The sequence below is a fragment of the Psychrobium sp. nBUS_13 genome, from assembly GCF_051201665.1.
Lineage (GTDB): Bacteria > Pseudomonadota > Gammaproteobacteria > Enterobacterales > Psychrobiaceae > Psychrobium.
The window spans coordinates 2477785-2504616 of record NZ_CP179210.1; the positions used below are offsets into that span (position 1 = coordinate 2477785).

General features: G+C 40.7%; 22 protein-coding genes, 1 tRNA gene and 1 pseudogene. 17 read left to right on the forward strand and 7 right to left on the reverse strand.

Going from position 1 to position 26832, the window contains the following annotated elements:
• Positions 1–7 precede the first annotated feature (7 nt).
• From bioC to bioB, 3 genes are read right to left on the reverse strand one after another with little or no spacing between them, the layout of a single operon-like run.
• Positions 8–823 (reverse strand): malonyl-ACP O-methyltransferase BioC, encoded by an 816-nt coding sequence (bioC, locus tag ACMAZF_RS11270; protein WP_435273943.1) that lies wholly within the window; start codon positions 821–823, stop codon positions 8–10.
• A complete protein-coding gene (locus ACMAZF_RS11275; protein WP_435273944.1) occupies positions 820–1980 on the reverse strand; it encodes an aminotransferase class I/II-fold pyridoxal phosphate-dependent enzyme in 1161 nt (386 codons plus the stop codon). The genes bioC and ACMAZF_RS11275 overlap by 4 nt, the downstream gene beginning before the upstream one ends.
• A gap of 15 nt (positions 1981–1995) precedes the next feature.
• Positions 1996–3042: a biotin synthase BioB gene (gene bioB, locus ACMAZF_RS11280; protein ID WP_435273945.1), complete on the reverse strand. Its 1047-nt coding sequence runs from the start codon at positions 3040–3042 to the stop codon at positions 1996–1998.
• Between the two features lie 124 nt (positions 3043–3166).
• Here bioB and bioA point away from each other — a divergent pair, with 124 nt between their 5' ends.
• From bioA to fur, 3 genes and pseudogenes are all read left to right on the forward strand, one after another.
• Positions 3167–4444, forward strand: coding sequence for an adenosylmethionine--8-amino-7-oxononanoate transaminase (bioA, locus tag ACMAZF_RS11285; protein ID WP_435273946.1), 1278 nt, complete (start codon positions 3167–3169; stop codon positions 4442–4444).
• Between the two features lie 474 nt (positions 4445–4918).
• Positions 4919–6358, forward strand: a pseudogene (tnpC, locus tag ACMAZF_RS11290) (IS66 family transposase).
• 349 nt (positions 6359–6707) lie between these two features.
• A complete protein-coding gene (gene fur, locus ACMAZF_RS11295; RefSeq protein ID WP_435273947.1) occupies positions 6708–7130 on the forward strand; it encodes a ferric iron uptake transcriptional regulator in 423 nt (140 codons plus the stop codon).
• A 316-nt stretch (positions 7131–7446) separates the two neighbouring features.
• On the opposite strand, the gene seqA is transcribed toward fur, so the two are convergent.
• Together seqA and ACMAZF_RS11305 are read right to left on the reverse strand one after the other, a co-directional pair.
• The gene (gene seqA / locus ACMAZF_RS11300; RefSeq protein ID WP_435273948.1) at positions 7447–8010 is read right to left on the reverse strand and encodes a replication initiation negative regulator SeqA; all 564 of its coding nucleotides are present in this window, start codon (positions 8008–8010) and stop codon (positions 7447–7449) included.
• Between the two features lie 110 nt (positions 8011–8120).
• On the reverse strand, positions 8121–9812 hold the full coding sequence (locus ACMAZF_RS11305; protein WP_435273949.1) for an NAD-dependent malic enzyme: 1692 nt from the start codon (positions 9810–9812) through the stop codon (positions 8121–8123).
• A 269-nt stretch (positions 9813–10081) separates the two neighbouring features.
• Here ACMAZF_RS11305 and ACMAZF_RS11310 point away from each other — a divergent pair, with 269 nt between their 5' ends.
• From ACMAZF_RS11310 to ACMAZF_RS11335, 6 genes are all read left to right on the forward strand, one after another.
• A complete protein-coding gene (locus tag ACMAZF_RS11310) occupies positions 10082–10852 on the forward strand; it encodes an alpha/beta fold hydrolase (RefSeq protein ID WP_435273950.1) in 771 nt (256 codons plus the stop codon).
• A 106-nt stretch (positions 10853–10958) separates the two neighbouring features.
• A complete protein-coding gene (locus ACMAZF_RS11315; protein WP_435273951.1) occupies positions 10959–11180 on the forward strand; it encodes a DUF2788 domain-containing protein in 222 nt (73 codons plus the stop codon).
• A 61-nt stretch (positions 11181–11241) separates the two neighbouring features.
• Complete coding sequence (gene ybfE, locus ACMAZF_RS11320; RefSeq protein ID WP_435273952.1) at positions 11242–11568, forward strand: LexA regulated protein; 327 nt, start codon at positions 11242–11244, stop codon at positions 11566–11568.
• Between the two features lie 8 nt (positions 11569–11576).
• On the forward strand, positions 11577–12101 hold the full coding sequence (gene fldA, locus ACMAZF_RS11325) for a flavodoxin FldA (RefSeq protein WP_435273953.1): 525 nt from the start codon (positions 11577–11579) through the stop codon (positions 12099–12101).
• A 156-nt stretch (positions 12102–12257) separates the two neighbouring features.
• Positions 12258–13463: a pyridoxal phosphate-dependent aminotransferase gene (locus ACMAZF_RS11330; protein ID WP_435273954.1), complete on the forward strand. Its 1206-nt coding sequence runs from the start codon at positions 12258–12260 to the stop codon at positions 13461–13463.
• Positions 13464–13491: 28 nt separating this feature from the next.
• A complete protein-coding gene (locus ACMAZF_RS11335) occupies positions 13492–14820 on the forward strand; it encodes an anti-phage deoxyguanosine triphosphatase (protein WP_435273955.1) in 1329 nt (442 codons plus the stop codon).
• Between the two features lie 21 nt (positions 14821–14841).
• Here ACMAZF_RS11335 and ACMAZF_RS11340 read toward each other — a convergent pair whose 3' ends face one another.
• A complete protein-coding gene (locus tag ACMAZF_RS11340; protein ID WP_435273956.1) occupies positions 14842–17187 on the reverse strand; it encodes a LuxR C-terminal-related transcriptional regulator in 2346 nt (781 codons plus the stop codon).
• Between the two features lie 199 nt (positions 17188–17386).
• Between ACMAZF_RS11340 and ACMAZF_RS11345 the strand changes: the two genes are divergently transcribed.
• The 6 genes from ACMAZF_RS11345 (at position 17387) to ACMAZF_RS11370 (ending at position 24310) form a co-directional block, all read left to right on the forward strand.
• On the forward strand, positions 17387–18949 hold the full coding sequence (locus ACMAZF_RS11345) for a hydantoinase/oxoprolinase N-terminal domain-containing protein (RefSeq protein ID WP_435273957.1): 1563 nt from the start codon (positions 17387–17389) through the stop codon (positions 18947–18949).
• 13 nt (positions 18950–18962) lie between these two features.
• Positions 18963–20054 (forward strand): DUF917 domain-containing protein, encoded by a 1092-nt coding sequence (locus ACMAZF_RS11350; RefSeq protein WP_435273958.1) that lies wholly within the window; start codon positions 18963–18965, stop codon positions 20052–20054.
• 63 nt (positions 20055–20117) lie between these two features.
• Positions 20118–22310 carry a TonB-dependent receptor gene (locus ACMAZF_RS11355; RefSeq protein ID WP_435273959.1) on the forward strand — a complete coding sequence of 731 codons (2193 nt, stop codon included), beginning with the start codon at positions 20118–20120 and terminating at the stop codon, positions 22308–22310.
• 130 nt (positions 22311–22440) lie between these two features.
• The gene (trhA, locus tag ACMAZF_RS11360) at positions 22441–23097 is read left to right on the forward strand and encodes a PAQR family membrane homeostasis protein TrhA (RefSeq protein WP_435273960.1); all 657 of its coding nucleotides are present in this window, start codon (positions 22441–22443) and stop codon (positions 23095–23097) included.
• Between the two features lie 114 nt (positions 23098–23211).
• On the forward strand, positions 23212–23787 hold the full coding sequence (locus ACMAZF_RS11365; protein WP_435273961.1) for a YybH family protein: 576 nt from the start codon (positions 23212–23214) through the stop codon (positions 23785–23787).
• Between the two features lie 19 nt (positions 23788–23806).
• On the forward strand, positions 23807–24310 hold the full coding sequence (locus tag ACMAZF_RS11370) for a YchJ family protein (RefSeq protein WP_435273962.1): 504 nt from the start codon (positions 23807–23809) through the stop codon (positions 24308–24310).
• Here the strand turns inward: ACMAZF_RS11370 and ACMAZF_RS11375 are convergent.
• Complete coding sequence (locus ACMAZF_RS11375; RefSeq protein WP_435273963.1) at positions 24307–24807, reverse strand: VC2046/SO_2500 family protein; 501 nt, start codon at positions 24805–24807, stop codon at positions 24307–24309. The two genes, ACMAZF_RS11370 and ACMAZF_RS11375, sit on opposite strands and share 4 nt — an antisense overlap.
• A 123-nt stretch (positions 24808–24930) precedes the next feature.
• Here ACMAZF_RS11375 and ACMAZF_RS11380 point away from each other — a divergent pair.
• A tRNA-Tyr gene (locus ACMAZF_RS11380) sits at positions 24931–25015 on the forward strand.
• A 161-nt stretch (positions 25016–25176) separates the two neighbouring features.
• A complete protein-coding gene (locus ACMAZF_RS11385; protein ID WP_435273964.1) occupies positions 25177–26817 on the forward strand; it encodes a response regulator in 1641 nt (546 codons plus the stop codon).
• Positions 26818–26832: the final 15 nt, after the last annotated feature.

Consider the following 26832-nt stretch of genomic DNA (forward strand, 5'->3'; position numbering starts at 1 on the left):
TTCTTCTTCAAATTGGTTTTATAAGGCGGCAGTAAGCCACTTGATAAGTCGCTGTTAATCCCGCTGGCGTTCTAAACTGTTCATAACCCTGACCTAACGTTTTTAAGGCTGAACGGCCCATTAGGCCTTGGCTTTTATTCGCGGTGTTATTTGCGCCTATGGCTTTTAGATCGCGCATCAGTGCTATGACACTCGAATAATGAAGCGTTTGAGGCACTTGTTCAAAAGATACCAATTCAAACTCGCTCGCATCAATAACCTGCTCTAACACCTGCTTGGTAAGAAACGTATTAACGTGTTGTAAATTATCCACCTGCTGCCAAGCACAAACCAGTTCAAAAAGCGTTCCATCGAGTAATGTAGAAAAGTTAAATTCACTACCAGGCGACAGCACTCGATAGGCTTCACTTAACGCCATAGAGAGATCGTGCACCCATTGCAGCATCAAACTTGAAAAGATGCCATCGACACTACTATCTTCCAATGGCAGAGCTTCCGCGTCGCCTAACAGCCATTCCACAGACAAATGTTGATTGCGCTCTTTGGCAAACGCCAGCATTTGCGGCGCGATATCGATACCAGTCAATTGTTGTGACTTGTCATGCAACGCGCTGGTGAAGTAACCAGGTCCTGTACCTAAATCGACAAGGTGTTGCACAGATTGTTGCTGTGCGAGTAGCTTATTACCCACGCGACGTTGCAGTGCAGCCCCACTGTCATAACTGGCCGCACTATTAGAAAATGCCGCGCTAATTTTACTTTTGTCAATGGCGTTCGCTGGCGCTAAATTTTGTTGATCGGTCACACTTAGTGGTTTGTTCATGCAGCCACCTCCTGTGCAATGGCCAAGTTATCAACTAATGTATCAATGTGACTCAATTGATGATTATTTGACAATGTCACGCGTAACCGCGCTGTGTTAACGGGGACTGTCGGCGGCCTAATGGCACTTACCCATAAACCATTACTCTTAAGGTAATCACTCATTGCAATGGCTTTATCACTGGCACCAACGATTATAGGTTGAATCGCACTACTTGACGGCATTAACTGCAATCCAGCCTGCTGCGCCCGTGCTCTAAAATGGTCAATTCGTTCATTGAGTTTGTCATGGCGCCAAGTCTGTTGTGACAACTCGATACTTTTTATTGTGGCGGCAACCACAGGCATCGGTAGCGCCGTTGAATAAATAAAATGTCGACACGTGTTAATGAGAAAATCAATCACTTCACTATTTGCCGCAACAAAAGCACCGCTAGTACCAATGGCTTTGCCAAATGTCGCCATCAACAGATTAGGTAAAACGTTCGCTTTCGCGCAACTGCCTCGCCCATTACCGTTAATACCAAAACCGTGTGCGTCATCCACCATTAACCAGCTATCAGATTGACGCGCTAAATGGTCAATTGATGATAACTCACCTTCGTCACCACCCATCGAGAAAACGCCTTCAGTGACAATGAGTTTACTGCCATTAGGTTGTTTAGTTGGCATTGCTAACAACTGCGATAGTCTTGCCATATCGTTATGATGAAAGCGCTTCATGGTCGCAGCTGATTGCATACCCGCTTCCATTAATGATGCATGATTTAGCTTATCTTGGATTAACAAGTCATCTTTACCGAGCAGCGCCGAAATGACACCGCTATTGGCAGCAAAACCTGAGCTAAATAGCATGCAGTTTTCCTGTGCGGTGATATCACAAATAAGATCTTGTAGACGTTGGTGAAGTAATGAATGCCCTGTTACCAAACTCGACCCGCCGCTACCAATACCATGGGTATGAGCCGCTTCAACGCTGGCTTCGATAACGGATGACTCAGTTGCCAAACCCAAATAATCATTACTTGAAAAATTCAAATAAACATTATTATTGACAGATAATTGGACATCATTGCCGCCACTTACTTCAACAACTTGTCGACGTAAATGGCTAGCTTGCAAACGCGTTAGCGTATCGCTTAAATGGTTAAAACTCATGCTCGGCGCGCCAAATTAATTTGCTGCGTCGTAAAACAAGCTGTCCTTTTCGCTCATTTGCACGGCATCCATGATTGAGGCTTCAAAAGCTTCATCAGAGTATTGGCGTGTACGCTCAGTATTGATACCAAGCTTTTTAAATAAGTTAACATCCGTTGACTCTTCCGGATTACTTGTGGTTAATAATTTACAGCCATAGAAAATTGAGTTAGCCCCGGCGAGGAAACACATCGACTGCATTTGCTCGTTCATGTTTTCACGGCCCGCTGATAAACGAACATGAGATTTAGGCATCATAATTCGTGCAGTAGCAATGGTACGAATGAATTCAAAATGGTCTAAATCATCAACATTTTCCAGTGGCGTACCTTTAACTTTTACTAACATGTTAATAGGAACACTGTCTGGGTGTTGCTCAAGATTAGCAAGCGCCATGAGTAAGCCGTAGCGATCTTGCTCTTTTTCACCCATGCCTAAGATACCGCCACTACACACTTTCATCCCAGCGCCACGCACATAAGACAAGGTATCTAAACGATCTTGGTAAGTACGAGTGGTAATGATTTGGTCGTAAAATTCTGGTGATGTATCGAGGTTATGATTATAGTAATCAAGGCCAGCATCGCTCAGCTGTTGTGCTTGCTCAGCTGTTAACATACCTAATGTCATACAAGTTTCCATGCCCATATCACGAACCTGACGTACCATATCCAATACAATTGGCATATCGCGATCACGCGGATTAGACCACGCAGCGCCCATACAAAAACGTGTAGAGCCCACTGACTTAGCTTGTTTCGCGGCTTTAATAACCTTTTCAACTTCCAGTAACTGCTCTTTGGCAAGGCCTGTTTTATTACGCGCTGATTGCGGGCAATATTTACAATCTTCCGGACAGGCACCGGTTTTAATCGACAATAATGTCGATACTTGTACGGCATTAGGATCGAAGTGCTCACGATGAACCATCTGTGCTTGAAACATCAAATCATTGAATGGTTGATTAAATAACGCGTCCACTTCTTGTAACGTCCAATCGTGACGAATTTGTGCTGGGCTCATTGCTAACTCTATTATTGCTATTAATTATTTGGCTAGGATACGTTAATGCGCTAACCTGTCAACCAAAGTATATTTTTTTAATTTACATCTGATTAATTATCAATCAGATTAATTTGAGTTTCTTATGAACCCTTCTGATTTTGAATTTGATAAACAACACATCTGGCATCCGTACACGTCACTAATATCAGCGCTTCCCTGCATTGGTGTTGTTGAAGCCCAAGGCGTTGAACTAGTACTTCATGACGGAAAGCGACTTATTGATGGTATGAGCAGTTGGTGGTCCACAATTCATGGCTATAACCACCCTCGATTAAATCAGGCGGCAAAAGATCAAATTGATAGAATGTCGCATGTAATGTTTGGTGGGATTACGCATCCTAGTGCAATTGCATTAAGTCGTCGCTTAGTAGAAATGACCGCACAGCCGCTCGACCGAGTTTTTATTTCTGATTCAGGCTCCGTTGCGGTGGAAGTTGCATTAAAAATGGCCATTCAATATTGGGTTGCTCAAGAGCGTCCAGAAAAGTCCCAAATGTTGACTATTGAGCATGGTTATCATGGCGACACATTTGCTGCAATGTCGGTGTGCGACCCTATTAATGGCATGCATGAATTATTTAATACGGTATTGCATCAACAGTTGTTTGCCAAAGCACCGCAGATTGGGTTTGATCAGACTTGGCAAGATAGCGATATTGCGCCGCTTGAAGCATTGTTCGAAGAACATCACCACCAAGCAGCTGCAATTATATTAGAGCCTATTGTTCAAGGCGCCGGTGGCATGCGGATGTATCACCCAAACTATCTAAAAGCTGTGCGTGAGTTATGTGATAAATACGATGTATTACTTATTTGTGATGAAATCGCGACGGGGTTTGGCCGCACCGGTAAACTCTTTGCTTATGAACACAGCGAGATAGTGCCGGACATTTTATGTGTCGGTAAAGCACTGACAGGTGGCTACATGAGTTTGGCAGCAACCATCACTACACAAGCAATTGGTGAAATGATTTGTAAAACCAAAGCAGGCGTTTTCATGCACGGTCCAACGTTTATGGGTAACCCATTAGCATGCGCTGTAGCAAATGAAAGCCTTTTGATGCTGCAAGAAAATAATTGGCAATCTCAAGTCGCTAATATCGAGCAGAGATTAAAACTACACTTCAAACCTTTCTCAGCGTTGCCGCAAGTAAACAATGTTCGTGTCCTTGGTGCTATTGGCGTTATTGAGCTTCATAATCCCGTTGACATGGAATCGATTCAAGCAGCATTTGTCGCACAAGGCATTTGGATAAGGCCCTTTGGTAAATTGGTATATATCATGCCGCAATACATTATCTCCAATGAAGAATTAGAGAGATTGTGCAGCGGCATGTATAACGTAATTTCTAGGCTGTAAAAAATTGAGCATGGGTGGAAAACATTGCGATAGCTTCTTCTATGCTATCGCAATAGGTACTTTTTCCACCTAAGCTTGTTTCATAGTGCTGACGATATCTACGTAAACTCTCGTTAGGCACTACATAAATGGTATCGAGACACCCTTCATTTTTTCATTTTAATTCCAAAGCAACGGATTTTTTGAATAAATCAGCCGACATTAACGTATCATCGTGCAAATAAATGATCCGAAACCACTGAGAATAATTCTTACTTTCAAGTTGTTGCTGACGCTCCTTAACTAGAAGCATTAAGCCTTGTTCATTAAACGCTCCTTGCAACTTATACCAATTGCATTAAATATTTGCCCACTTGTACTTGTTAAAATGTAACTATTCACTAGGGAAAATTATTTTCTAAGGATCCTTTTTAGCTATTGACCGATCCTGCCAGTATGCCAAGCTAGGGCTATGACTTAATCGCCCTAGCTTCAATGAACTTAAACAGCATCAACATCACTGAAATAGTTGAGCAAACTAAAGCTCAGTTACAAGAAGATAAGACACTCACGCCTGCGTTGAAGATGTCTATCGAGCTTATTCTTGTTATCGTTGTTATGCTTGCCAGTAAATTGGGACTTAACAGTAAAAATAGTAGTATCCCGCCATCAAAAGATATTAACCGAGAAAAACAAACCAAAGCTAAATCAGATAAGCTAGCGGGTGGACAAAAAGGCCGAACGGGTAAAACGCTGACTCAAACAGAAACGCCCGATGAGATAGAAGTCATTTTAGTTGACCGAGACATGTTACCTCAAGGACGTTATCGTGAGGTGGGTTTTCAAAAGCGGCAAGTTGTCGATATCGACATCAGTAAAGTGGTGACAGAATACCAAGCGCAAATTCTGGAAAATGCGCAAGGAAAGCGTTTTGTGGGTGAATTTCCAGAAGGCGTTAACAGTCCGATCCAGTATGGCGTTGGTGTGAAAGCGCATGCCGTTTACTTATCCCAATATCAATTACTTCCTTATAATCGTATTGAAGAATACTTTGCCGACCAGCTCGGTCTCCCCGTCAGTGCGGGTAGTTTGTTTAACTTTAATGAGCAAGCGGCTGCACTGGTCAAGTCATCAGGTGCAGAAGATATCATAAAAACGGCATTACAAAGCCCTCATCAAACATTACATGTTGATGAAACAGGTATTAATATCGGCGGAAAACGGCGATGGCTTCATGGCGCGTCAACGACATGGTGGACGTATTTTTATCCTCATGAAAAAAGAGGAAAAATAGCGATGGATGACGCCGATATTCTTCCTCACTTTAGTGGTGTACTGTGTCATGACCATTGAAAAGCGTATTATCAATATACCAAGTGCCAACATGCCTTATGCAATGCTCATCATATCCGAGAGTTAGAAAGAGCATGGGAGCAAGATGGCATGCAATGGGCGAAGGCGTTGCAAACCTTACTGAAGGACATGAATAAACATCAAATTGATAACCCCAACTTAGACGAAGACACTAAGCGGCAATACTTAACGCAATATCAAAAAATACTAGCCGCAGGTGAAATTGAATGTCCAGCGCCAGATGAAAACAGCCGAATAAAAGGTCAGCGAGGGCGATTAAAACGAACAAAATCCAGAGCATTGTTAGAGCGATTAAGAGATTATCAAGATGATGTCTTACGCTTTCTGACGAGCACTGCTGTCCCATTTACCAATAATCAAGGCGAGAATGATATTAGGATGACAAAAGTTCATCAAAAAATATCTGGATGCTTTAGAAGTATGCAAGGCGCAGAGATGTTCTGTTTGATCAGAAGCTATTTATCGACTTGCAGAAAACAATATGTATCTGCAAGCCTAGCCCTTGAATTGCTATTCAAAAATCAGCTTCCAGATGTATTTATTGAAGATAAGGCTGAATAGTTACGTTAAAATTAACTAAAATGGCGTTGCTCTCAATCCTAATAGCCAGCTATTAGTCAATCGAGCGCCTTGTTTTAGCTGATTTTCTCTACGCACAACAAGATCACTTACTTAATGCAATTGGTATTATAAATCAGGATATTTCCACTCCATTGAAACTCCACATTGCCGTGAGCAACCATCTCTACCTCTTATATTACAATTATGCTTGTCAGTTTTATCGGCAATCGTGGTAAATTATTTAACCAATTACACTAAATAATTTAACAGTGCAGAGCTTTTATAATGAAATCTTGGATTTACACTGTTATTATTAATTTCAACTCAACATATGACATAAGAGACAATAATGGCTGACGAAAATTTAGCACTGAAAAAAGCGGGTCTAAAAGTTACCCTACCGCGTATTAAAATTTTAGAAATCCTGCAATTTCCAGCTAATCAACACATCAGTGCAGAAGAACTCTACAAAATCTTGCTTGATCAAGGTGAAGAAATTGGTTTGGCGACAGTTTATCGTGTATTAAACCAATTTGATGACGCAGGCATTGTTACTCGTCACCACTTTGATAGCGGTAAATCAGTATTCGAATTGAGCAGTAAAGAGCACCACGATCATTTGGTGTGTTTAAACACTGGTCGAGTTATTGAGTTTCATGATGAAATCATCGAGCAACGTCAACGTGATATAGCTAAAGCAAATGGTATTAAATTAACTAACCATAGCCTATATTTATACGGCGTACCTATTGACGATGAAGGCGAAAGCTAATCATCTTAGACATGAATTAATACCAATTGCATTAAGTAAGTGATCTTGTTGTGCGTAGAGAAAATCAGCTAAAACAAGGCGCTCGATTGACTAATAGCTGGCTATTAGGATTGAGAGCAATGCCATTTTAGTTAATTTTAACAAGTACAAGTGGGCAAATATTTAATGCAATTGGTATAATGTATTGTTTGATTAAAAAAGAGCTTTTAATAAGCTATTTTTTTATAGTTGACGAAATATAGTAGTCATTTCATCCTAAACAAAAAATGCCACTCACCATGAATGAGCGGCATTTTAATTCTCACATCTACGAAATTTAGATCTGTTCGGCAATATCTTTAGCAAGTGCTTTGTCACACCCCATTAAAAATAATGACTGCGTTAACATAGAACGTTTCTTACCCGTATTTGAATTAGTAATAACCCAGTAAGGTGTTTGACCAATTTGCTTTGGTTTAGTACTCGCGTTAGACGCCAGCAATGTCGCTTTGTCTTTAGCAAAGTAAACGCGATCACGACCACTAATTGATAAAACAGCGTCAAAGTTCTCTGGCATCATGTTATGCAACTGCTCTAGCAAAAACAAAAAGCGACCAACGGCAGCTTTGTGTTCACTAATTGGTTTTGGCATCACCAGCCAAGTAAAGTCTGTTGGGTCAATGACACTTGCAGTAATTGATTTAAGCTCTTTTGCTACTTGTTTAACAACTGCATTTTTCTTAACTTCAACAGGGTCTTTTAAAGGGCCATCAACCGTTATTTCGCCGACTGGCGGCAAACCTAGAAGGCGTCTAAGAATTGCAGATGCATCTTCACCTATCGATTCAGTTTGGCTAGCAATATAACGATATAGGTCGTTTTCTACCTCGATGGATTTCATTTTAACCCCTTATAAATCAAAATAATTTTCTAATAATCACAGGACAATATTTTTAATATCCTGCGATTATACATAAAGAGCGTCAAAGCTCCATTACTTTTGAAATTTGCTTATTTAGATACGCGGCGATAGTCGCGATATTGAGGTAGCCAGAAGTTTTTCTCTATTTTCGCTTTCAACATTTCATCGTCAATAGCCAATGCATGGCCTTGTTCAATCGCGATTTTAGCGACATCAAACGCCATTTGTTTACTGATGTTAGCAATCTCAGTAAGTGGTGGCAGTAAGCTGCCCTCACCGTGCGCTACCATCGGCGACACATTAGCCAAACACAAACTTGTTGCCATTAGCATCTCGTCTGTTACTCGTTTAGCACCACAAGCGATGATACCTAATCCTAGGCCAGGGAAGATATAACTGTTGTTACACTGCGGAATTTCCACCATTTGTCCGTTGTATTCAAATGGTGGAAACGGGCTTCCCGTCGCAACGATAGCATTACCATCAGTCCATTCAATGACTTGCATCGGCGTTGCTTCAACTTGTTTAGAAGGATTACTTAATGGAAAGATAATCGGACGAGCGCAGTGCTCAGCCATCGTTTTAATGACAGCATGCGTAAACAGTCCAGGTTGACCTGATACACCAATGAGAATAGTTGGTTTAGCGCCCTTCATGACTTCTAATAGTGTTGGATATTCACCACTCACTTCCCAATCTTGGGTAAATGAAGGCTCTATTGCTAAGCGCTCTTGGAAATCACGTAAGTCTGACATGCCTTTAGTGACTAATCCAAAACGATCAACCATAAATACACGACGACGTGCTTCTTCGTCACTAATGCCCTCTGTTACCATTTGCATAATGATAGCTTCAGCGATACCACAACCTGCTGAACCCGCCCCTAAAAAGCTAACGGTTTGCTGTGATAATTTTTCGCCCTTAGCTTTACAGGCCGCTAATAATGAGCCGACGGTCACTGCCGCTGTTCCTTGAATATCATCATTGAAACAACAAAGTTCATCACGGTAGCGTTCTAATAACGGCATCGCTTTTGGCTGTGCAAAATCTTCAAACTGCAATAAAACATTAGGCCAACGACGTTTAACCGCCTGAATAAACATATCAACAAATTCGAAATATTCGTCATCATCAATACGTGGTTTCTTAACTCCCATGTACATTGGGTTATCAATCAATGATTGATTATTTGTACCTACATCTAACATCACTGGCAGTGTGTAAGCTGGACTGATGCCGCCACAGGCCGTGTATAGCGAAAGTTTTCCAATCGGTATGCCCATACCGCCCATACCTTGGTCACCCAAACCTAGAATACGTTCGCCGTCTGTCACAACGATAACTTTCACATTAGGTTTAATGGCGTTACGTAAAATATCGTCCATATCGTGGCGCTGATCGTACGAAATAAATAAACCACGTGCACAACGATAGATATCCGAAAACTTCTCACACGCTTCACCAACAGTTGGTGTGTAAATAATTGGCATCATTTCTTCTAAGTGCGCCTGAATGAGCGAGTAATACAAGGTTTCATTCATGTCTTGAATACGGCGTAAATAAACGTGTTTGTCTAAGCTATTTGTAAACGCACTAAATTGACCGTAAGCGCGATCAACTTGTTCTTCAATGGTTTCAATAAGCGGCGGTAATAGGCCGCTTAAATTAAATGTTTCGCGCTCTTGTCTACTAAAGGCACTACCTTTGTTTAACAATGATGTATCGATTAAAGCGTGACCTGAATAAGGAATATAAAGTGGAGATTTCTTGGCGGTTGGCATAGTTGATTTAACCTTATTATTGTTATTTCTTTATGGCATTAAGCATGCCTATTAAACTATGGTAACAAGCTTGCGACTTTAGTCCATATTTTAACAATAAAATATTGAACTAATTCAACCTTTGACGTTTAAATCATCGTTTTTACCCCCCGTTATGACAACGCCAACAAGTAAACACCCGTTTGAATTTGGGCGTTCACCTAAGTTCTGATTTGATTTTATGAGCGTCACGCTTCAAAATAGCCAAAATTTTTAAACGAATAGTCATTATGAGCATTAACTTTAAGCGCATTGGTCAGGGCCAACCTGTCATTTTAATTCACGGGTTATTCGGTAACTTAGACAATCTAGGCCGATTAGCACGCCATCTTAGCGAAAATTTCGAAGTCATTAGTGTAGACCTTCCCAATCACGGTCTATCGAGCCACATTGAAAAATTTGATTACCCTAAATTGGCCGCTAAAATAGTCAAACGACTGACGAGTCTAGGACTAAATCAATGCCATTTTGTCGGCCATTCGATGGGTGGAAAGGTCGCGATGCAATTAGCGTTAGATTTTCCTCAATGGGTTAAATCACTTGTCGTCGCTGATATCGCACCAGTAACGTATAGCCACCGTCATACGCATATTTTCGATGCATTAAATGCTATTGACTTAACATCGTTAGCTAATCGTAGTGAAGCAACAGCGATTGTCACAGATCACGGTATTGATGCTGGCACAGCGCAGTTCTTATTGAAAAACCTCGCCCAAGAGAACAACGCTTTTGTTTGGCGTTGCAATATCGCTAATCTTGCGACTAATTATGAAAGCATCATTGGCGGATTAACGGGCAGCCATACATTTGACGGCGCAACGCTGTTTATTAAAGGTGAAAACTCAGATTACATTCTTAGTGAACATCGCCCACAAATCATGCAGCATTTTCCTAAGGCTCAAGCAAAAATAATCCAAGGTACAGGCCATTGGCTCCACGCCGAAAAACCAGCGAGCTTTAATAAGATAGTTGGCGATTTCATTGCAAAGAATCTCGACTAGAATCGACGTTCAAAAGTCTTTAAATATAGTGATGTAATGCATGGTAGTCAGAAAATGATTATGCTATATTGCGCGTCACTATTTTTCATGGTCAATTAGACAAACAATGACACCTCAAGAATATCAACAATTTGAAGCATTAGGTTTAAACCTTATGTTTGCAGGAATTTTTTTCCTTATTGGTATGGCCATTCATGATGTATTAAAAAGTGGCGACGTGCCTTTTGCAGGAAAAATTGTCGTGTGGAGCGTTTTAACGCTTGGTTGTCTGGGTTTTATCGCCAAAGGTATTATTCAAGCATTTTGGAATACTCAAGGCCTAGGTTAGTTTAGTCATTTGTGAGCGACTGTTAACAACCTTATTGGTAGTAAGAAATAATAATTAAGTTATGGCAAAAGCATCTAACGACAGAACAACCATTGATCTTTTTGCTAACGAAAAAAATCGTGGACGTCCCAAAACTAATCCGTTATCTCGTAAAGATCAATTACTGGTTAATAAACGCAACCAGATAAAACGTGATAAAGCGAAGGGATTAAAGCGCGTTGAGCTTAAAGTCGATGAACAATTGTTCGACATTTTAAACGATTTGGCAAACGCTCATAATGTGAGTCGTGGCCAATTAATAGAATCAATGTTAATGACCCAAATCAACAATCTATCATCTGTTGATGATAAAATGGCATTAACAACCAACGAATTAGAAAATACATAGGAAACTTTATGGCTAGCGTAGGCATGTTTTTTGGTAGCGACACGGGTAACACTGAAGCCGTTGCTAAAATGATCCAAAAACAACTGGGTAAAAACTTAGTTGAAGTTCACGACATCGCAAAATCAACGGCCGATCAAATTGCCGCGTTTGATTTACTGCTATTAGGCATCCCAACTTGGTACTACGGTGAAGCACAATGTGATTGGGATGATTTTTTCCCTGAACTAGAGAACATTGATTTTAACGATAAGCTAGTTGCCATTTTTGGTTGTGGCGACCAAGAAGATTACTCAGAGTACTTCTTAGATGCAATGGGCACTTTAAAAGATATCATTGAGCCACGTGGCGCAATTATTGTCGGTCATACGTCAACTGACGGTTATGAATTTGAACAGTCACAAGCATTAACTGACGATGGTCAATTCGTTGGTCTTGGTATCGATGAAGATCGCCAACCAGAGCTAACTGACCAACGTGTTTCAGCATGGGTTGCACAAATTCAAGAAGAGATGTGTTTAGCTGAATTAGCATAATTGCTAAAAACTGAGCTAACTTAGTCCAAAAAACACTAAAAACCTCGCTTTGCGAGGTTTTTTTTATCCTTTCGTCTTATTACACTGTTTTCTCCTACAGCAATACGCTATGTTGTTTGCCAATACCTACAAAACTCAAGCTATGGAAGTAAAGTCGTGTTTAAGAAGTCAGATAAATTACACAATGTCTGCTATGACATTCGAGGTCCGGTGCATGATGAAGCGCAACGTCTAGAAGAAGACGGTCATCGTATTCTGAAATTAAACATTGGTAACCCTGCCCCTTTTGGTTTTGAAGCCCCAGATGAAATCGTCCGTGACGTTATTCATAACTTGCCACAAGCTCAAGGCTATTGTGATTCCAAAGGACTTTTTTCAGCACGTAAAGCGGTATTCCATCACTATCAAGAAATTATTCCGAATGTCGATGTTGAAGATGTCTATATTGGTAATGGCGTTTCAGAGCTTATTCAAATGGCGACGATGGCACTGCTAAATAATAACGATGAAGTGCTAGTACCTGCTCCTGATTATCCGTTATGGACAGCATCGGTTAATTTGGCCGGTGGTAAGGCAGTGCATTATCGTTGTGATGAGCAAGCTGATTGGTTTCCAGACATTGACGATATTCGCAGCAAAGTCAGTAAGAATACCAAAGCCATTGTGTTAATTAACCCAAATAACCCAACGGGCGCTGTGTACACCAAAGAGATTTTAGAGCAACTATTACAAGTTGCCCGAGAATTTAATCTGATGGTGTTCTCTGATGAGATTTACGACAAAATTCTATTTGATGAAGCCACTCACATTCATACCGCCTCACTCGCAGAAGATGTTGTTATTGTTACGTTTAATGGATTATCTAAAGCTTATCGTATCGCAGGGTTTCGCGCAGGATGGATGGTTATCTCTGGCAATAAAGAACTCGCAGCAGGCTATATTACTGGGTTAAATATGCTGGCATCAATGCGCCTGTGTGCCAACGTTCCTTGCCAACATGCAATTCAAACTGCATTAGGTGGTTATCAGAGCATTAACGAATTAATTTTGCCTGGCGGGCGCTTACTTGAACAGCGCGATGCCTGTTATGACGTATTAACCAGCATCGATGGGGTTAGCTGTGTCAAACCGAAGGGGGCTATGTACATGTTCCCTAAATTAGATGTTAAAAAATTCAATTTAAAAGATGATCAGCAACTGGTGTTTGATCTACTTAAAAAAGAGAAGATTTTGTTAGTTCACGGCACCGCCTTTAACTGGCCAGAACCAGATCATTTACGCATAGTAACACTGCCATATGTGCAGGATCTCACTGCTGCCATGCAAAAGTTTGGTCAGTTTTTAGAAAACTATCGCCAGTAATAGTGCCCATATATTCTTAGGAAAAACGATGAATAAACACGATCCCGCATTATGGCTAACCCGCAAAGGTCCGAGTCATAATGCAAGGCCGCCAGATCATCGCTCGCTTCACCAACGCGATCGTGCTCGGTTATTTCATAGTGCAGCATTTAGACGCTTGCAAGCAAAAACGCAGGTGGTTGGTATTGGCCAAAGTGATTTTTATCGTACACGTCTAACCCATTCATTAGAGGTGGCGCAAATTGGCTCTGGCATAATCAGCCAATTAAAAAACCAATACCCTGACTTTAACCATTTTGAATTTTCTGAAACGCTAATTGAGACGCTTGGGCTGGCCCATGATATCGGGCATCCGCCTTTTGGCCATGGTGGTGAAATTGCGTTAAATTACATGATGCGAGATAACGGTGGATTTGAAGGCAATGGCCAAACGTTCCGTATCTTGACGCGTTTAGAACCTTACACCAAAGATTTTGGCATGAATTTGTCACGTCGCAGTTTGCTAGGCACGTTAAAATATCCAGTGGTTTTTAGTGAGGTTGTTGGAAAATACCCCGACCAACCCACCAGCAGTTTTCGTCAATTAAAAGCGCATAATTGGCTACCTCCCAAAGCAATATTTGATGTTGACTCAAGTGCTCTAGACTGGGTGTTAGAACCATTAACCGACAACGACAAAGTGTTGATCAGAGCCGCTAAGCACACTGAAATTAACGGTATAACGGGCATCCACAAGCGCAGCCTTTATAAATCCTTTGATTGTTCAGTCATGGAACTTGCCGATGACATTGCCTACTCTGTTCACGATCTTGAAGATGCCATTGTTATGGGCACTGTTAATTACAACTTATGGATGCGAGACGTTGTAGCGCCAGTCAAGTCATTGAATTCCGATGTGTTAAATATTGATATTGACCAACTGACTTTATTTTTATTTAGCGATGAGGCTTATCTTCGAAAAGACGCGATTGGCGAGCTAGTCAATAGCTTTGTCACCGCGATTAAAATCGAGCATAATGCACAATTCGACGAGCCACTATTGGCTTACAACGCAAAGCTTAACAGTGAATATTCGCAGTTTTTAGAGATACTAAAAGGCTTTGTTTTTAAGCGCGTGATCCGCAAACCTGAATTCCAAGCAATGGAATACAAAGGACAGCAAATAGTGATGGAGCTATTTGAAGCCTTCACCTCTGATCCTTATCGCTTACTTCCAGAAAACACCAAAGAGCGCTGGCGTCTCGCCCAAGATAAAAAAGACGATGTTCAAATGCGTATTATCTGTGATTATATCTCAGGTATGACTGATGAATTTGCTGGCAAACTTTATCATTCACTCTTTACGCCAAAGATGTAAACCTCGGTTATCAACAAGCTATTACGCAAGTTTCGTAATAGCTTCTTTACGTGATTTAACATTGAGTTTGCGATAAATATTCTTGAGATGAAATTTAACAGTTTGTTCTGAGATATCCATTTTAAGCGCAATTTCTTTATTGCGCATAGAAGCGCACAACAACTTATGAACCTGTAGCTCCTTAGGGCTTAATCCTGATTGCTTGTCCAATACCGTTGGTTCGCTAATTGTAAATAAACTTTGTCGGTTTGACTCTCTAATTAGCATTGCTAATTTTTGTTTTGGGATAAACGCTTGAACTTGCCACAACAGCGCAATTAGCCCTTGTCCACTGACCTCCTCTATCAATACATCAGGTAGCATCGATTGCTGCTTGCCAATGACCAGCATGACTTTACATTGCGTAGCCAACAGCTGATTATTGTTTAGTTTACTTTGCTCGAACATAGAAGTTACTAGGTCCAAATCCCATTGATTTTCTTCAAACATCACATCGACAATAATCGATTGAATACGCCAAGGTAACTGTTGAATATCAATCTTGGAGTCGTCAATGAGATAACTTGCTAGCGTTCGGTTAAGCTTAGGGAATTTCACAATTAGCAATTTTGCCAGCTGACTTAGTAAGACGTCGGCATACTCAATCGGATTGGTTTGAAAATACGTTGCTGCGGTTGAAAACCATCGTGGTAAGTAGGTTAAGTTGTTCTGCTGAACCGATAGTTTTATCGCAATTGGATAAAGAGTGGCAAATAAATCAAACCATGATTCACTGTGACTAAGCCGCTTAATTAATTGATCAACACTGCGTAACGCTGTGCTCAAGCCAGACAAAAAATTTACTTCAAGCTTTACAATTTGCAGCGACAACCGAATACTCTTATCTTGATTAAAATGAAGCTGAATATCTGCATTTGTACGATTTAATAAGGCCTTGGCAGAATCTAACTGTGCTCCTAATACCATGCTATGACTAAGGTGAACCTTCATAAATGCCATGCTATATTGCGCTTCGCTGAGTTCTTGATAAAAAGTTTTGGCGAGCACTAACGCATCATGACCCCGTTCGTTATTTCCCGCTTGGAGTAACGTAATACCCATTAGGTTGTAAATAATGGCGCGCGCGAATGGCGCTGCGTTAGCAGTACTTTTTGAAAACGCTTCCAGTTTATCGTAGTTATTTGACTCAAATAAGCGCCCTTCGTGAAGCTTGACTAGCGAGTCAGCAACCATCCAAACCAAGGTATTATTGCTGTCTTTATGTCCGTGCTTGTTAATGATTTTTCGTGCTTTAGCAACGTTTCCCGATTTGTAATGTACTGCACAGGCAAGCCAGGCTAATGACTCGTTATCATCGATATCCTGTTGTTCAAACAGCTGATATACCGCAATTAAATTTGTTTGGCCATGACTAATCCATTCTAAAAGCCCCCCCATTTTACTCAAACAAGCAATGGCTTTATCTTTTTCACCAATATCTAGCAATAATTTAATCGCCAATTGAATATCGCCATGCTCAAGGCATCGTTGTACCAACGACTCATATAGCGCATGTAAGCCATCTTGATCGTCGCGGCTAAAATGTATCCAACAAGCATGTTTGAGTAATGGCAACAACTGCCAGGCATCATCATGATAAACAGTTAACCCATTGAGTTCATGTTCACAATAATCGTCTAATGCACCTCGTTCAACCACACTAAAGAGTGACTTTGAAAGCGTATCAACGATGGCACACCAACCGAGAAATTGGCGCTGAAATCCTTTCGCTAACGCAATCAAATGACTACCCGCATAATTCGCCAGCACATTAGGGGGTCGGTTAACAAGATTTTTTAAATGATTTATATCACGTGCCAACGGTAATTTAGCACTGAGCAAGTTAATTAATACCGGCCAACCCAATGACATCAAATAAATATCACTTGAGCTTATTACACTATGCGGTGTTAACACTTCATCTATTTGAGTGAGATTAAGCCTCAATTGATGGAAATCAATGACGGTGAATCTATTTAATACAATTAAGTTGATGTTAGAAGCCGGTGAAAATTGCCGAGAAGAAATATAAATATTGCAGTGCTTAGGTAAATTGACAAAGAAATAATCAACGAATTCATCTCTAAAACGGTGAATATCATCAATAAACAGAGCGGAAGATACTTCATCATTATGAGGTAAAAATGCTTTAAGTTGATCCAAAGGCTCAATAGATTCACTGTCTAGCCAAAGCGAATTATTCGGCCAGTTAAGCTCCTTTTGACGTAAAATTGTCGTTTTCCCAAAGCCAGTTTGACCATAAACCCACACCAACCTACCCTTATTGTCGAGTAAGGAGTCTCTTACAATGACGTGATACTCGTTCATCCTTACCCCTTGATTAGTCAATATTTAGAGCCAGTGTTCAACTTTCAGAGCCTTCATGCTGTTAACTATAGAGGGTAAAAAGTAAGTATTCAAGATGCCCCACCCAAACGACCTACCCTTTATTTGCAAAAAACCACCCTTAATTGTTAACTAAATGTTCATTAATTATCATATGCTAAATAAAAAACAGGAGCTAACTATGAGAATAGGTGTAGATGTAGGCGGTACTAATACCGATGCAGTACTAATGAACGGTGACAATGTGCTCGCCAGCTGCAAACAACCAACGACCGACAATGTCAGCGATGGTATCACGCGAGCAGTACATAAAGTGTTAACTGACTCAAACGTTTCACCCGATCAAATCCAGTGTGTAATGATTGGTACAACCCATTTTACTAACGCCTTTGTTGAGCGTAGGAATCTACTCGAAGTTGGGATTGTTAGAATTTGCTTACCCGCCGCGAAGGGTATCCCACCACTATTAGATTGGCCTGAAGAAATTCGTACGAAAATGGGGGATCATCAATTTGTTGTACAGGGAGGATATCAGTTTGACGGTCGTGTTAATTCAACGCTCGATGAAAAAGCCATTATAAACTGTGCCAAAAAGTTGAAAAAAAGAGGAATTAAAACGGTTGCAATCACGGGGTTATTCTCAACCGTCAACGGCGAAATGGAACTTCGTGCTGAAGAATTAATTAAGCAAGAAATGGGTGATGTTGCGACATCGTTATCACATAAGGTTGGCCGCTCAGGTATTTTAGAGCGAGAAAATGCAACCATTATGAACGCCTGTTTGGCAGACTTATCTTCCCATGTAGTCAATGCATTTCGTGACGCGCTGATTACTTTAAACATCAATGCACCTTTTTTCATTAGTCAAAATGACGGTACATTAATGGATGCCGATCATGTCGAAAAATATCCCGTTTTAACCTTCGCATCAGGCCCAACAAACAGTATGCGTGGTGCCGCATACTTATCTGGCATCAAGGATGCGCTGGTCGCAGACATCGGCGGCACAACAACCGATATTGGCATGCTCAATAACGGGTTTCCGCGAGAATCTTCAGTGACCGTTGATATCGGCGGCGTAAGAACCAATTTTAGAATGCCAGATGTTTTAGCCCTCCCTTTAGGTGGCGGCACTGTCATTACCCAAAATGCGAATGATGAATTAACTCTCGGTCCGCACTCTGTGGGGTATCAGTTGTTAGAAAAAGCCAAAGTGTTTGGCGGCGATACATTAACAACAACCGATATCGCCGTCGCAGCAGGTTATGCGGACGTTGGCAATCAAGCGAGATTAGCAGATTTGTCAACCAATGTAATTGACCGCGCCGTGTCGGCGATACACCAAATTATTGAAGATGGCAGTGATCGCATGAAAGTAAGCGGGACTCCCATTCCACTGATACTTGTTGGTGGCGGTTCAATATTAGTTAATCGCGACCTTGCTGGCATTTCTGAAGTAATCATTCCAAAACACGCTGAAGTTGCAAACGCAATTGGTGCTTCCATCGCACAAGTTGCCGGTGAAATAGACACCGTTATCGCTTATGACAAGGTAGGTAGAGAAAACGCTATTGAACAAGCTAAACAACAAGCCATCAAAAAAGCAATTTCGCTTGGCGCCATCGAAAGCACGATTGAGTTTTTAGATATCGAAGAAACACCGTTGTCTTATGCACCGGATGGTGCAGTGAGATTACGAGTTAAAGTCGCAGGTGACTTATCAATAACCACGATAACAGCATAATTAAGGAGGTTGTATGAAATTAACAGAAAGTGACTTAGTTGATCTTGCACGTGGCGCTGCATTTTTAGGCACAGGTGGAGGTGGTGATCCATACATAGGGCAAGTACTTGCTGCTGGTGCAATCAAAGAGTGTGGAATGCCGAAAATCATCGAACCAGATGAGTTAGCTGACGATGCGTTGGTATTCACCATTGCGATGGTCGGTGCCCCAACCGTTTTAAGCGAAAAAGGAGCCTGTGGTGAAGATGTTGACTTAGCCATTGCGACAATGGAAAAACATTTAGGTCGTAAAGCCGATGCCTTATTACCTATTGAAATTGGCGGTGTCAATTCCATGTTACCCATCATGGCAGCAGCACGCTCTCAACTGCCGTTGGTTAACATGGACGGCATGGGCCGAGCATTTCCGGAACTTCAAATGGTTACCTTTAATGTTTACGGCGTTTCATGCACGCCTGCTTGTGTTACCGACGAACACCTTAACAGCCTTATTATTGAAACGGGCCATGCCAAACGGGCTGAAGATTTGGTTCGGGTAAGCTCAATAGAAATGGGCTGTAGCGTTATTATGTCAAGTTATTCAATGACAGGAAAACAAGCAAAAGATTACGGTGTCCACGGTACGTTGACCATGGCGTTGGAAATTGGTCGTGCCATCAAACGAGGTCAACTGGAAGGAAGCCCAATTGACGAACTCATTGGTTATCTCAGATCAACGCCCTATTACAATCAGTGCAGCGTTTTATTTGACGGAAAAGTTACCGACTTGCGCCGAGAAGTGACGGACGGGTTTACTATGGGGCATTGTATTTTGAGTGCCCTCGATGGGTCTGAGCGGACACTTGAAGTAAATTTCCAAAACGAATTTCTCATCGCAAAAGAAGGCAATAAACTGCTGGCAATAGTCCCTGATTTATTGGCAATGGTAGATCGAGAAACCGCCGAACCTATTCCAGTTGATGCCCTTAAGTATGGACAGCGAATCAAAGTAATAGGCACAAGTGCTGCGCCTATCATGCGAACACCAGAATCCTTAGCGGTTTTTGGTCCTCAAGCATTTGGATTAGATTATGAATTCACACCTATTGAAGAACTAAATCAATAAAAATAACTAGAAAATTGCAAGTATCAGTACTTTGCGATTAACTAACCTATAAAGGAACGAGCCATGACATTACATACTATGAAATATTCACTGTTAAGTTGCGCGATTTTAGCGTCGTTTTTACCAGCGACAACCCATGCTTTCGAAGAAGAAGCGTCAGCCAAAAAGAAAAAGAAAAAGAACGAGCCTGAAGTTATAATGGTAACCGCACAAAAACGTGCTCAAAATATCAATGAGATTGGTATTGCGGTCACGGCATTTAATGGCGACGATATTAAAAATATCGGCGCGGGTCAGCCATTAGATTTAGCTGCACAAACCAGCAATCTAAATATAAACAATACGTTTCAAAATAGTGTTCCCAATGTCAGTATTCGTGGCTTAGGATTGAACGATTATGCGGTTAATAATAACCCTGCCGCAGGCTTATATATTGATGAAGTTTATCTCTCTTCACCTGCCATGCTTAGTTTCCAACTATTCGATGTTGAACGTGTTGAGGTATTAAAAGGTCCACAAGGTACGCTTTACGGACGAAATACAACGGCAGGTACCGTTACTTTTGTAAGCAAAAAGCCAAATGATATCACTGAAGGATATTTCTCACTTGATTATGGTACTTACGGACGTACGGCAATCGAAGGCGCTATTACTGGAGAAATAACCGAAGGCTTAAATGGCCGATTTTCAGCAAAAACAGTACGACAAAGTGAAGGGCATCAAACAAATCGTGAGACTGGTGAAGATGTTGGTGAAGTAGATATGACGTCATGGCGAGCATTGCTTAATTGGATGCCTAACGATGATATCGATGTTTTAGTAAACATTCACGGCGGCACTGATAAATCGGACACTTGGTTAGTTAAAGTAGACAACCAAACTACTGCTGATGATGATAAATATGCCAATATCAAACCTTATGAGTCTGCAGGTAGAGATGACCATTTTGTCGACATTAAGAGCGCTGGCGCGTCAATAATCGTAAATTGGGAAATTAATAACGATCTTTCTTTAACCTCTGTAACCGGATATGAAAAATATGAACGTCAACATGTCGAAGATCGTGACGGTACTGCGCTAGTTCAATTAGATGGTGAGTACTTAAACACCATAGAACAGCAATCACAAGAAATTCGTTTTACGTACGATAAAGATGACCTAGTGCTTATTGGCGGAGCGTTTTATGGCATTGATGAAATTAAAACACGCGATCGATTCGACGTTAAACAATTAATTCCAACCTATTATTCATTAGGAAACGAATACAAACAAAAGGCAAAAACGGGTGGTTTATTTCTTCACTCCGAGAATCAACTCGATGATGATTTTAAATTAACGGCTGGCGTGCGTTATACCGATGAGACTAAAGACTTCTTTGACGCTTTTGCGTTTGCCTATATCGACGCTCACCCGACCAACGGTGGCACTCAATTTGACGTTTACGATCCGGTTAGCAATGATTACTCCGTCAATGATTTATCGGGGAAAATAGGTATCGATTACTCTGGGCTTGATGACACGTTATTGTACGCAAGTATTAGTAAGGGATTCAAATCAGGTAACTTCCAAGGCCAACTCAGCTTTGATCCAACAGCATTAGATAGCTTTAAAGAAGAAGAAGTTATTGCCTATGAAATGGGCTTTAAATCATCCCTGAATGAACGCAGTGTTCAACTTAATGGCTCTGTTTTCTTTTATGATTATCAAGATATGCAAATGTACGGTCCTTTGTATTACTCAGAAGTACTTCAATCGCCACTTTTTGGTATTGATAACGTCGGCGACGCAACATTGCAAGGCTTAGAGCTTGATTTGGCATGGGCAGCAACTGAAGAACTAACCATCAAAGCTGGGCTGGGTTTATTAGATACAGAAGTTACGAAATCTGTTGTCGTCGGCGTAAAAAATGGCAGCGAACTACCTAATTCCCCATCAGTTAATTTTAATAGTAATATTCGATATAACTGGGAGTTAACGGAAAACTTATTGGGCGACATTATATTCACATCAAGTTATAAAGGTGATGTAAAATATGACATTGTTAATCAACCCCAAGAAGCTATCGAATCAGGATATTGGCTGCATAATATTCGCGTTGGAATAAGCTCGATTGACGAAGATTGGAGTGTATATCTGTACGCTAAAAATATAGCCGATAAGCGCTACCGTACTCAAGTACTCAACTCTTCAGTCGGTTATAGTGCAAATTACGGTATGCCGCGCACTGTCGGAATTTCACTGTCTTATAATTTCTGATTTCAAACCAATCTAGAAAACCAGCCATAGTGCTGGTTTTTTAGATATCTATCGAACTTTCAAACTTGTGTTTGACATAAGCCAATTATAAGGATAGATTGAGCGTACACTTGTTAGCTTAACTTTTAAAATGCCACAATCAAATACACAAGCTCAGTCTACCTCCGCTTATAGCACAAAAGAAGAACAGCTTAATACGTTAACTCACGGCATCGGCGCTGTGTTTGGGATTCTTGCGTCCATTGCATTTATTAGTAGCTATTTTCAGCATCAAAACGTAATCCAGCTAACAACCACTATTATATATAGCGTCAGCCTAACTGTATTAATGCTTGCGTCAACGCTATATCACGGCTCGAAAGACCCTGCGAAAAAACACGCTTTTAAACTCTTTGATCATTGTGCCATCTATCTACTTATCGCTGGCACCTATACGCCATTGATCATCCATACTATTCCCAGTGTCATGGGATACAGCGTATTAGGCTTAGTATGGCTATGTGCGTTTATTGGTATAGGGATCAAACTAAAATTTGGTAGTCAGTATAAGAAATTTTCTGTACTCACCTACCTAATCATGGGTTGGCTATCCATGTTTGTAATTTATGAGTTAATTCAAGCATTGTCTGTTATCGCATTAGCGTTGTTAGCAGGTGGCGGCTTGATATATTCCTCGGGCGTTTATTTCTATCTTAATCATAAGATCCCCTATAACCACGCAATTTGGCATATTTTTGTGCTATTAGCAGCGGTTTGCCACTTCTTATTGATTTATCTTTATATCTAAATGAATAAATTGTTGTATGATGCGTGCTGAAACATTTTGTGGCAAATACTCGCTGTTCATTTACAGTGCCTTGTCGCAAAATAGATTGTGTTTTTATAAGTAAAGTAAATAGTTATGTTACGTCGATTATTATTCTCAAGTTGCCTATTGTTGTCTGTCTTCGCTGCTGAAGCGTTGTCTGGTGACAACAAATCAGAAGATAGCAAAACCAATGTTAATGAATGTTATCAATCGTTGACGCACGCTTATACGTCACTAGATCCCCAAAAAATGACCGATGTTTATAACCCGGATGGTATTTATATTTCAACCGGTGGTTCGATGCCAATCATTCACGGCCATCAAAGTTTATATAAGCTCTATGACAAATATTTTTCTCGTCTTAAAAAACACAATTCTTCATTAGATTTGCAATTTCGAGTAACCAACAGAATTGTTGATACCAAAAGCATTCATGATGTTGGCTACTATGTTGTAACCGTCATTCCACCTCAAGAAAGTAAACAACCGCCTAAGCAACACGCTGGAAAATTTACAATCACCTTCGCCTTACAGGAAGATGGACAATGGGGAATTTGGTCTGAAGCGAATTCAAAGTCAAAAATCAAAAATTACATCAAAGCCAAAAAAATCGATGGCTTACATTATGATGAATATTATCCGATTGAAAACTACGTCGCGCAGCGATAGTCAATAAAAGCAACAGTTTATGATATTAGCACCATGCCCATGTGGCAGTGACGAATCCTACCAAGATTGTTGCCAGCCGTTCCATCTTTCCAACGCATTACCTCAAACGCCTGAACAGCTAATGCGCAGCAGATATTGCGCCTTTGTCAAAAACGATTGTCACTATATCTATGCAACTCATAGTCTCAAAACGCGTCAGCATGTATCCATTGCGAGCATTGAACAGTGGAATAGCCAGTGCGATTGGTTAGGTTTAGACGTCATTACTTCTGCCCAATCTAACATTGTTGAATTTGTTGCTTGGTTTAAACAAGATGGTCAATTGCAAAATCATCATGAAATATCTCGTTTTGAAAATCAATTGATGGATGAAGAGCTCAGTAATCGCTTTGATAAGTCGGAATCTTCCTGCTGGTACTATGTTGACGCAACCTATCCTAAGCAATCAGCAGCCATGCCTAAACGCAATGACAATTGCATTTGTCATAGTGGTAAGAAATTTAAAAAGTGTTGTGGTAATTAAGCAACAAATAACTGTGCTTCATAGTCTTTTTGAGCGGCAATAACGTCGTCAAAATTAATAGATGGGTTGGTGTGAATAAACTCTTTTCCAGACAATCGTGCTTGGACAATTGGCGATAGATTATCTGCAATATCATCGGAAAAGCCTTCGATTCTATCGACATCAAAATGCATTACCTCAGGGCGCAAACAATGTTGCAACCTAGCAGAAACTAATCCGTCTTCTCGTGCTAAATTCGCAAGGGAAATTGAATAATCTTGTTGTGTTGATTCACGAGAGATTAGTGGTTGTGGTTGAGGAACGCCAAACTTGTCTCGTAAACTTACAGCTTCTTCAGATTCAGGGTCATTAATTATTGAGAATTGGTCTTGATCACGAACATCAGTCGATAGCATAGACAACAGCAAATCAAATTCGCTTTTATTGCCTTCGCTGACACATCGATTAAGTCGTTGATCGAGCTGTAACTCGCTAACTAATATATTACCTGTTTGCATAACAAACCATCTCTTTGAACACTAAGTATGCTATCGGCTAATAATATGAAAACTTTAGCGAAATTTATAAAAATATTCCTTTACCTTAGGGCATTAATTATCTATTATTCGCGCCACTTGATTGGAGGGGTTCCCGAGTGGCCAAAGGGAGCAGACTGTAAATCTGCCGGCTCAGCCTTCGGTGGTTCGAATCCACCTCCCTCCACCATCAAGCTCTTCTTTAGTATCGTCGTAAAATAATCTCTTAAGTAGTTCAAAAACCCAACAAAATCTAATTGATTGTTTTCGCATTCAAGTCTTTATTTTTGCCCACAGTTTCTTATATGATAGAGAACATAGAAATAATTCTTTAAGTTATAGGATAAGTCTTTGTCGACGTTACAAAAAATACCCTACAACCAGTTGAAAGTACTGTTAGTCGATCCACAACGCCCTTTCCAAATTATGATGAAAGGCATTTTGACGAATTTCGGCGTTAAACATGTCGACTTTTCTGACAGCGGCGAAGCGGCGCTTCGCTCATGTCGTGCCAAAGACTATCAGTTACTCATGGTTGAATATAACTTAGGCAGTAAAAACGGCACTCAGTTGCTAGAAGAACTGCGAGCACTGCGTCTCATTAAGCCAACGGCGCTTTTTGTTGTTGTATCAGCTGAAACAGATCGCGCTATTGTTTTAGGTACCATGGAAATGGCGCCAGACGACTACATTATAAAACCCTTTTCACAGCGTTTATTAGATAGCAGATTGCAGAAAGCTTGGAATAAACGACAGGCATTATCTACTATCTATCAATGCTTAGATAAACAAGACTTACCTCGGGCTATTCTCGCGTGTCAGACATTAATTAAAGAAAAAAATAGATACAGTGCAGTCATTCTGCAAATGATGACAGGACTAATGTGCGATGTGGGTCAGAATAGCGAGGCGATGAAATACCTTCTGCCACTACTCAAAGAACGCGATCTTCCTTGGGCAAATTTGAACCTAGCCCGCGCTAAATTGGGGTTAGAAGAGTTCGCTGATACAGAAAAAATCCTTAAGGCGTTAATTAAGTCTCAAACAACTAATGTAGAAGCCATAGATTTACTTGCTAAAGTTCAGCTTGCAAATCAACAAAAAGAAGCCGCGAAAACTACACTAGAGCGAAGTGTCGAGTTATCACCTTATTCAATGAAGCGTCATCAATTTATGGTGGAAGTGGCCAAAGCGAATGAAGATCATGGATTAGTGAAAGACAGTTATGGTCAGTTGCTTAATTTATCTCGTCGCTCGGTACATGCTGGCACCAATCATTTATTTAACTACACCCGAAGTATCATAGAAAACGTTGCACATTGCGAAGAGCCAAAAGAAATTTACAAGTTACAAAACGAACTAACCTCAACACTACATCGCGCTAAAGCAGAAGAAGGTCGTAGTTTAGACTTTGCATTTAGCGCTCTTGAAGGGGTTATACAGGCGCAATTGCAATCAGCCAAAGGTGAGAGTTTAATCTCAAAAAAAACCTTGATGGAAGCCATTTATCAGTTTTGTAGCGAAGATGATGAATGGGATCTACCTGACGAATTGGCACCAGATGCCTGTATTACACTCATTAATTTAAATGATTTTGAATTAGCCTCAGTGTTTGTCAAACAATTAGACGAAAACAGCGATATTGCGCAAGACTTACATGCCCGTCTCAATGACAACAGTGTGACAATGGCCAAAGCTGAATTTAGTAAAATTACTCGCCAAGGTATTGAAGCCTATAGTGGCGACGATGGCCTCGAAGCGCTTCAATTATTTAAACAAGCCCTCAAACTGTCACCAGTCAATTCCGGCGCCGTACTCAACGTTGCGCAAGCACAGATCAAACTGATGCAAGACAAACGAAAATACGTGAAACTGCTATCCGCAGAATGCAAGGAATCATTTAGGGTACTTGCTGGTATGAAGTTGTCAAAATCACACCAAAAGCGTTACAACAAGTTGCATCAAGAATATGAAACATTGATCAAGAAATAGCTGCCAAACTCATTA

What these genes read in the sequence shown, in the direction of transcription:
- bioC (WP_435273943.1), bottom strand. Translation starts at nt 823, where the DNA reads ATGAACAAACCACTAAGTGTGACCGATCAACAAAATTTAGCGCCAGCG.
- ACMAZF_RS11275 (WP_435273944.1), bottom strand. Translation starts at nt 1,980, where the DNA reads ATGAGTTTTAACCATTTAAGCGATACGCTAACGCGTTTGCAAGCTAGC.
- bioB (WP_435273945.1), bottom strand. Translation starts at nt 3,042, where the DNA reads ATGAGCCCAGCACAAATTCGTCACGATTGGACGTTACAAGAAGTGGAC.
- bioA (WP_435273946.1), top strand. Translation starts at nt 3,167, where the DNA reads ATGAACCCTTCTGATTTTGAATTTGATAAACAACACATCTGGCATCCG.
- fur (WP_435273947.1), top strand. Translation starts at nt 6,708, where the DNA reads ATGGCTGACGAAAATTTAGCACTGAAAAAAGCGGGTCTAAAAGTTACC.
- seqA (WP_435273948.1), bottom strand. Translation starts at nt 8,010, where the DNA reads ATGAAATCCATCGAGGTAGAAAACGACCTATATCGTTATATTGCTAGC.
- ACMAZF_RS11305 (WP_435273949.1), bottom strand. Translation starts at nt 9,812, where the DNA reads ATGCCAACCGCCAAGAAATCTCCACTTTATATTCCTTATTCAGGTCAC.
- ACMAZF_RS11310 (WP_435273950.1), top strand. Translation starts at nt 10,082, where the DNA reads ATGAGCATTAACTTTAAGCGCATTGGTCAGGGCCAACCTGTCATTTTA.
- ACMAZF_RS11315 (WP_435273951.1), top strand. Translation starts at nt 10,959, where the DNA reads ATGACACCTCAAGAATATCAACAATTTGAAGCATTAGGTTTAAACCTT.
- ybfE (WP_435273952.1), top strand. Translation starts at nt 11,242, where the DNA reads ATGGCAAAAGCATCTAACGACAGAACAACCATTGATCTTTTTGCTAAC.
- fldA (WP_435273953.1), top strand. Translation starts at nt 11,577, where the DNA reads ATGGCTAGCGTAGGCATGTTTTTTGGTAGCGACACGGGTAACACTGAA.
- ACMAZF_RS11335 (WP_435273955.1), top strand. Translation starts at nt 13,492, where the DNA reads ATGAATAAACACGATCCCGCATTATGGCTAACCCGCAAAGGTCCGAGT.
- ACMAZF_RS11340 (WP_435273956.1), bottom strand. Translation starts at nt 17,187, where the DNA reads ATGAACGAGTATCACGTCATTGTAAGAGACTCCTTACTCGACAATAAG.
- ACMAZF_RS11345 (WP_435273957.1), top strand. Translation starts at nt 17,387, where the DNA reads ATGAGAATAGGTGTAGATGTAGGCGGTACTAATACCGATGCAGTACTA.
- ACMAZF_RS11350 (WP_435273958.1), top strand. Translation starts at nt 18,963, where the DNA reads ATGAAATTAACAGAAAGTGACTTAGTTGATCTTGCACGTGGCGCTGCA.
- ACMAZF_RS11355 (WP_435273959.1), top strand. Translation starts at nt 20,118, where the DNA reads ATGACATTACATACTATGAAATATTCACTGTTAAGTTGCGCGATTTTA.
- trhA (WP_435273960.1), top strand. Translation starts at nt 22,441, where the DNA reads ATGCCACAATCAAATACACAAGCTCAGTCTACCTCCGCTTATAGCACA.
- ACMAZF_RS11365 (WP_435273961.1), top strand. Translation starts at nt 23,212, where the DNA reads ATGTTACGTCGATTATTATTCTCAAGTTGCCTATTGTTGTCTGTCTTC.
- ACMAZF_RS11370 (WP_435273962.1), top strand. Translation starts at nt 23,807, where the DNA reads ATGATATTAGCACCATGCCCATGTGGCAGTGACGAATCCTACCAAGAT.
- ACMAZF_RS11375 (WP_435273963.1), bottom strand. Translation starts at nt 24,807, where the DNA reads ATGCAAACAGGTAATATATTAGTTAGCGAGTTACAGCTCGATCAACGA.